The sequence below is a fragment of the Mesorhizobium sp. genome (assembly GCF_017306585.1).
Taxonomy (GTDB): Bacteria; Pseudomonadota; Alphaproteobacteria; order Rhizobiales; family Rhizobiaceae; genus Mesorhizobium.
In genome coordinates, this window is the sequence record NZ_JAFKIC010000073.1 from 1 (window position 1) to 6,004 (window position 6,004).

Below are 6,004 nucleotides of genomic sequence, written 5' to 3' on the forward strand. Positions count from 1 at the left end.
AAGCGCCGCCACGGTCCAGAATTCTGCTCCGCTGCATACTACGGGAGACGTCACGGAATGGATCCTAGGGTCTCCGCGACGCCGCTTCGCGGCTGCTCCGCCCTAGGATGACGAAGGTGAGGGGCGTTGCGCCGGGTTGAAAACTGAATCACCGCAGACGGTTGCTCCCCTTTTGCTCAAGACTTGATTCAATTCACGCGACGATCGAAAACGAAAGGTCCACACCATGGCCACCACAAAACTCCTCAGCGACGCCGAGGTCGAAAAAATCCCCGTCGCGAAGGCCGTGTTCGATGACATCAGGGCGACGCGCAAATCCGACTTCGTCAACAATTTCTGGCGCGGGCTGGCCAACGATCCGGTGTCGCTAAAGCGGGTGTGGGAGCAGCTCAAGACGGTGATGGTGGCCGACAGCGCCATCGATCCGCTGACCAAGGAAATGATCTATATCGCCGTATCGACCGCCAATGGCTGTTCCTACTGCGTGCATTCGCACACGGCGGCGGCGCGGGCCAAGGGCATGACCGATGCGCAGCATGGCGAACTGGTTTCGATCATCGGGCTGGCGGGGCAGACCAACCATCTGGTGACGGCGATGCAGATTCCCGTCGACCCGCAGTTCGAGGTGAAGTGAGGGCGCAAGCCCTCGCTCGCCCCTCCCGTCATCAAGAGGCGGGGCGGGAACTTTTGTCCCCACGCTGTTAAGGAAGTGACATGTAAGGGCACTAAGCAGGCCCCACGCGAAGTCGCTTGCCCCTGGTCCCCCGGCGGCCGGCTCTCGCGATGGAGCCGGCATGAAAATCGTCCAGATCACCGACACGCATTTCAGCCCCACCAAGCCGCATTTCAACGACAATTGGGAGCCGCTGGCCAGCTGGATCGAACAGAGCGGCGCGAATCTTGTCATCCACACCGGCGATCTCAGTGTCGATGGCGCCGATAGGGACGACGACATCAGCTTCTGCATGGAGCTGATGCGGCAAATCCGGCAACCGATGCTGCTGGTGCCCGGCAATCACGATGTCGGCCATCTGCCCGGCTCGCTACAACCCGTCAATGCCCAGCGGCTCGATCGCTGGCGCCGGCTGGTCGGCCCGGACTACTGGGTCGAGGACGCCGGGACGTGGCGTTTCATCGGGCTCGACAGCCTGCTGATGGGTTTCGACGACGCCGAGGAGCATTCGCAATTCGATTGGCTGCAGAAGGCGCTGGACAGCCGTGCCGGCCGGCGCGTCGCGCTGTTCGCCCACAAGCCGCTGTTCATCGACGAGCCCGGCGAAGGCGATACCGGCTACTGGAGCGTGAGGCCTGCGCAACGCCAGCGCCTCTACGATTTGATTGCCGCCCATGATGTCGCGCTGTTCGCCAGCGGCCATCTGCACCGCGCCTGGCAAGGCGCCTACAAGGAAACCGCGCTGGTCTGGGGGCCATCGGCGGCCTTCATCGTCGGCGACATGGAGCGCGACATGGCGGGCGAACGGCTGCTTGGCGCCGTCATCCACGATTTCGGCGGCACGCTTGCCAGCGAGATCGTCGCCGTTCCCGGCATGACCGCCTACGTCCTCGACGACGTGGTCGAGGAGGTCTATCCGCACGAAGCGCACAAGGTCCGGCGAAAGGCCGCGTCATGAGCGCGCTGTCGCTCCGTGACGTGAAAAAATCCTTTGGCGGCAATGCCATCCTGAACGGCATCAGCCTCGATGCCGAGCAGGACGAATTCATCGCGCTGGTCGGCCCTTCGGGCTGCGGAAAGAGCACCTTGCTGCGCATCCTCGCCGGCCTCGACCACGCCGACAGCGGCGAGATCGTCGTCGGCGGCAAGGACATGGCGCCGGTCGCGGCGGCCGACCGCAACATCGCCATGGTGTTCCAGTCCTACGCGCTCTATCCGCATCTGACCGCCGGCCAGAACATCGCCGTGCCGCTGGCCATGAAGCGGCTCAGCCGGTCGCAGCGCCTGCCGCTGATCGGCCCCTTGCTTCCCGGCCAGAAGGACATTCGCGCCGGTATTTCGCGCGATGTGCATGAGATGGCGGCCGTGCTCAAGATCGATCAGTTGCTCGACCGCAAGCCGGGGCAGATGTCGGGCGGCCAGCGCCAGCGCGTCGCGCTGGCGCGCGCCATGGTGCGCCAGCCCTCGATCTTCCTGATGGACGAGCCGCTTTCCAATCTCGACGCCAATCTGCGCGTCCATGCGCGCGGCGAGATCGTCGAACTGCACCGCCGGGCCGGCGTGCCGACGCTCTATGTGACGCACGACCAGGCCGAGGCGCTTTCTATGGCCGACCGTGTCGCGGTGATGATCGGCGGCAACCTGCTGCAGCTCGCCGCGCCCGAAGCGATCTACAACGATCCAGCCCATATCGAGGTCGCGCGTTTCGTCGGCCAGCCCAGGATCAACATCCTGCCGGCAGTCGCCGATACCGGCTTTGTCGATTTCCACGGCATCCGGCTGGCGCTGCTGGAGAAGGTGGCGAATGGCCCGGTCAGCCTCGGTATCCGGCCCGAGTTCGTCAAGCTGGCACCTGATGGGCGCAGCGGCCTGGCCGGGCGGGTCGAGCGTCTCGAATTCCTGGGCTCGGAAGTGATCGTCCATTGCCGGCTCGATGCATCCGGCGACGCCGTCATCGCCAGGCTCGCGCCACATGAGGCGAGGGACCTGATCGCCGGAATGCCGGTGGGGGTGCTGCTGCCATCCGAACAGGCCATGGTCTTTGGCCCGGAGGGGCGGCGGCTGCGCATCGAAAATACAGCGGCCCCCGCACGGCAGGCGCCGGCCTATGTCTAGCGTCGCGGCGGTAGGAATCGTCCCGGACGCCGCAGCGCTTCATCGGCGCAGCGAAGGCCGCACCGCCTGGCTGCTGGCGGCTCCGGCCATCGTGCTGTTGCTGCTGTTCGTGCTGCTGCCGGTGGCCGCGGTCATCTTTCTCGGCTTCACCGATTTCGAGCTCGGCTACGGCAAGTTTCGTCTCGTCGGCTTTGAAAACTATGCGCATCTGCTGAACGACCGCACCTTCCGCAGGTCGTTGTGGAACACGTCGGTCTATACGGCGATCGTCGCCCCGGTCTCGATCGTGCTCGGCCTGGGGGTCGCCCTGTTGATCGAGGGCGAGGGGCGGGCACGTGGTTTCTTCCGCACCGTCTATTTCCTGCCCGTCGCCTCGTTGATCGTCGCCATGGCGACTGTCTGGCAATACATCTTCCACCCGACCATCGGGCCGCTCAACGCGCTGCTGTCGCTGGCCGGCATTCCCGGTCCGAACTGGCTCGGCGCTTCCAACACGGTGCTCTACAGCCTGTCGATCATCGGCATCTGGCAATCGATCGGCTTCAACATGGTGCTGTTCCTGGCCGGCCTGACGGCGATCCCGCGCGAACTCTATGCCGCGGCCCATGTCGACGGCGCCAGATCGGCTCTCGACCGGTTTTTCCTGGTCACCTGGCCGATGCTCGGGCCGACGACGCTGTTCGTCGTCACCATCAGCGTCACCAATGCGGTGAAGGTTTTCGAGACGGTGAAGATGCTGACCGACGGCGGCCCTAACAAGGCGTCCGAAGTGCTGCTTTTCACCATCTACCAGGAAGGCTTCGTCTATCTGCGCGTCGGCTACGCCTCGGCGATGACGGTCGTCTTCCTGGCGATCCTCGTCGTGCTGATGTTTCTGCAGTACCGCGTGCTCGACCGGCGGGTGCATTACACATGAGCAACACCGCCATCCCGGCCGGCCGCATCATCCGCTTCGCGCTGCTGTCGCTCGGCGCGCTGATGATCCTTGCGCCCTACATCTTCATGATCTCTACGGCCGGCAAGACGCAGAGCGATATCTTCACCGCGGCGCTGTCGCTCGTTCCCCAGCATTTCTACTTCGCCGAGAATTTCGCCAAGGCGTTTGCCAAGGTGCCGATGGCGACGCTGCTGTGGAACGGCGTCGTCGTGTGTGGCCTGATCTTCTTGTTCCAGGTCGTGGTCGCCATTCCCTGCGCCTACGCCATGGCCAAGCTGAAATTCCCGGCGGCGCGATTGATGATGGTGCTGGTCATGCTCGGCCTGCTGGTGCCGATCCACGCCACGGCGCTGCCGCTCTATGTCGCCTTCGACCGCATGTCGCTGCTCAACAGCTACACAGCGCTGGTGGCGCCGTTCACCATATCGGTGTTCGCGATCTTCATGTTCCTGCAGTTCTTTCGCGCCATGCCCGACGACCTTCTGCACGCCGCGCGGCTCGACGGCATGTCCGAACTCGGCATCGTCGCGCGCGTCATCGTGCCCAATGCCTGGCCGGCCGTTACCGCCTTCGCGATCTTCTCGGTGGTCGCACACTGGAACGACCTCTACTGGCCGCTGATCGTCGTCAGCAAGCAGGCCTACGCCACGCCGCCGCTCGGCCTGATGTATTTCCGCGCCGCCGAGGCCGGCGACGACTACGGCGCGCTGATGGCCGCCACGCTGATCATCACCCTTCCTCTCGTTGCCGCTTTCCTGCTCGCGCAGAAGCGCTTCGTCGAGGGCATCACCATGACCGGTCTCAAAGGCTGACCGGCCCGAAACCGACTGGCTAACAAGGAGCACCAGAGATGAAGCACTTTTCCAGGATTTTCGCCGCCGCGGCGGTATCGCTGGCGGCGGCGCTGCCGGCCTATGCAGAGACGACGCTGACGGTGCATTACCCGATGCCCGGCTTCTTCAAGAACGTGATGGACACGATCTCGAAGAAGTTCATGGAAGAAAACCCCGACATCAAGATCCAGTTCGCCAGCCCGTCGGCGACCTATGAGGAAGGCATCCAGACCATCCTGCGCCAGGCCGGCACCGACGAAATGCCCGACATCACCTTCATCGGCCTCAACCGCCTGCGCATGCTCAACGAGCGCGATGTCGCCGTCGACCTCGGACCGCTGGTCAAGAAGGACGGCAACATGGCCGAGCAGGGCTTCTCCGACACGATCCTGAAGCTGGCGCAAGTCAACGGCAAGCAGATCGGCCTCGCCTTCGCCACCTCCAACCCGATCATGTATTACAATGCCGACCTGGTGAAGGCGGCCGGCGGCGACCCGGACAATCCGCCCAAGACCTGGGACGAGGTGATCGCGCTCGGCGGCAAGATCAAGGCGCTCGGCAATGGCGTCGACGGCATCGACTTCCGCTGGCAGGGCGACGACTGGATGTTCTCCGCTCTGCTGTTCGGCGCCGGCGGCAAGATGCTGAACGAAGATGAAAGCAAGGTCGCCTTCAACGGGCCGGAAGGCGAAAAGGCGGTGGAGATCCTCGAGCGGATGGTGAAGGAGGGCGGCATGCCGGTCTTCACCAAGCCTGCGGGCGAACAGGCTTTCGCGGCCGGCAAGGTCGGCTTCGAATTCCAGACCACGGGCGCGCTGGTCAACACGATCAAGAATGTCGGCGACAAGTTCACGCTGCGCACCGCAAAAATCCCGCTGATCGACCCGGTCAACGGCCATCTTCCGACCGGCGGCAACGCGGCCGTCATCCTGACCAAGGACGCGGCCAAGCAGGAAGCCGCATGGAAATTCGCGAAGTTCGCCGCCGGCCCTTACGGCGCTTCGGTCGTCGTGCCCGGCACGGGCTATGTCCCCAACAATGAGCTCGCGGCGAAGTCGCCTGACTATCTCGGCGATTTCTACAAGAAGAACTCGCTCTTCCAGGCCGGCCTCAGCCAGATGCCGCTGATGGTTCCGTGGTACGCATTCCCCGGCACCAACGGCGTCAAGGTGACGCAGACCATCGTCGACAACCTGTCGCGGATCGTCGACCAGTCTGCGACGCCCAAGGAAGCGCTGGCTGATGCGGCGAGCGATGTCGAAGGCATGCTGCCGACGCAGTAAAGGTTGCACGGCGGCCTCTTCCTTCCCCCCTTGTGGGGGAAGGTGGATCGGCGCGTAGCGCCGAGACGGATGAGCAACTGTGTTTGTCAGGATGGTTTTGGATTCCAAGGTTTGTCGTTTCGGATCATTGCGCTGAGGATGGTCAGGATCTTTCGTGCGACGG

The 6,004-nt window shown here is 63.9% G+C and carries 6 protein-coding genes; all 6 read left to right on the plus strand.

Features of this window, described 5'->3' with window-relative positions; translation table 11 throughout:
* Positions 1 to 226: 226 nt before the first annotated feature.
* The 6 genes from J0I79_RS02655 (at position 227) to J0I79_RS02680 (ending at position 5,841) form a co-directional block, all read left to right on the plus strand.
* The gene (locus tag J0I79_RS02655) at positions 227 to 634 is read left to right on the plus strand and encodes a carboxymuconolactone decarboxylase family protein (protein WP_292855179.1); all 408 of its coding nucleotides are present in this window, start codon (positions 227 to 229) and stop codon (positions 632 to 634) included.
* Between the two features lie 160 nt (positions 635 to 794).
* Positions 795 to 1,631 (plus strand): metallophosphoesterase, encoded by an 837-nt coding sequence (locus tag J0I79_RS02660; RefSeq protein WP_292855180.1) that lies wholly within the window; start codon positions 795 to 797, stop codon positions 1,629 to 1,631.
* A complete protein-coding gene (locus J0I79_RS02665) occupies positions 1,628 to 2,788 on the plus strand; it encodes an ABC transporter ATP-binding protein (RefSeq protein ID WP_292855181.1) in 1,161 nt (386 codons plus the stop codon). Before J0I79_RS02660 ends, J0I79_RS02665 begins: the two co-directional genes overlap by 4 nt.
* Positions 2,781 to 3,704 carry a sugar ABC transporter permease gene (locus tag J0I79_RS02670; RefSeq protein WP_292855182.1) on the plus strand — a complete coding sequence of 308 codons (924 nt, stop codon included), beginning with the start codon at positions 2,781 to 2,783 and terminating at the stop codon, positions 3,702 to 3,704. Before J0I79_RS02665 ends, J0I79_RS02670 begins: the two co-directional genes overlap by 8 nt.
* Entirely contained in the window at positions 3,701 to 4,537 is an 837-nt protein-coding gene (locus J0I79_RS02675; RefSeq protein ID WP_292855183.1) for a carbohydrate ABC transporter permease, read from the plus strand. Before J0I79_RS02670 ends, J0I79_RS02675 begins: the two co-directional genes overlap by 4 nt.
* Positions 4,538 to 4,575: 38 nt before the next feature.
* Complete coding sequence (locus J0I79_RS02680) at positions 4,576 to 5,841, plus strand: ABC transporter substrate-binding protein (RefSeq protein ID WP_292855184.1); 1,266 nt, start codon at positions 4,576 to 4,578, stop codon at positions 5,839 to 5,841.
* The last annotated feature ends 163 nt before the right edge of the window (positions 5,842 to 6,004 follow it).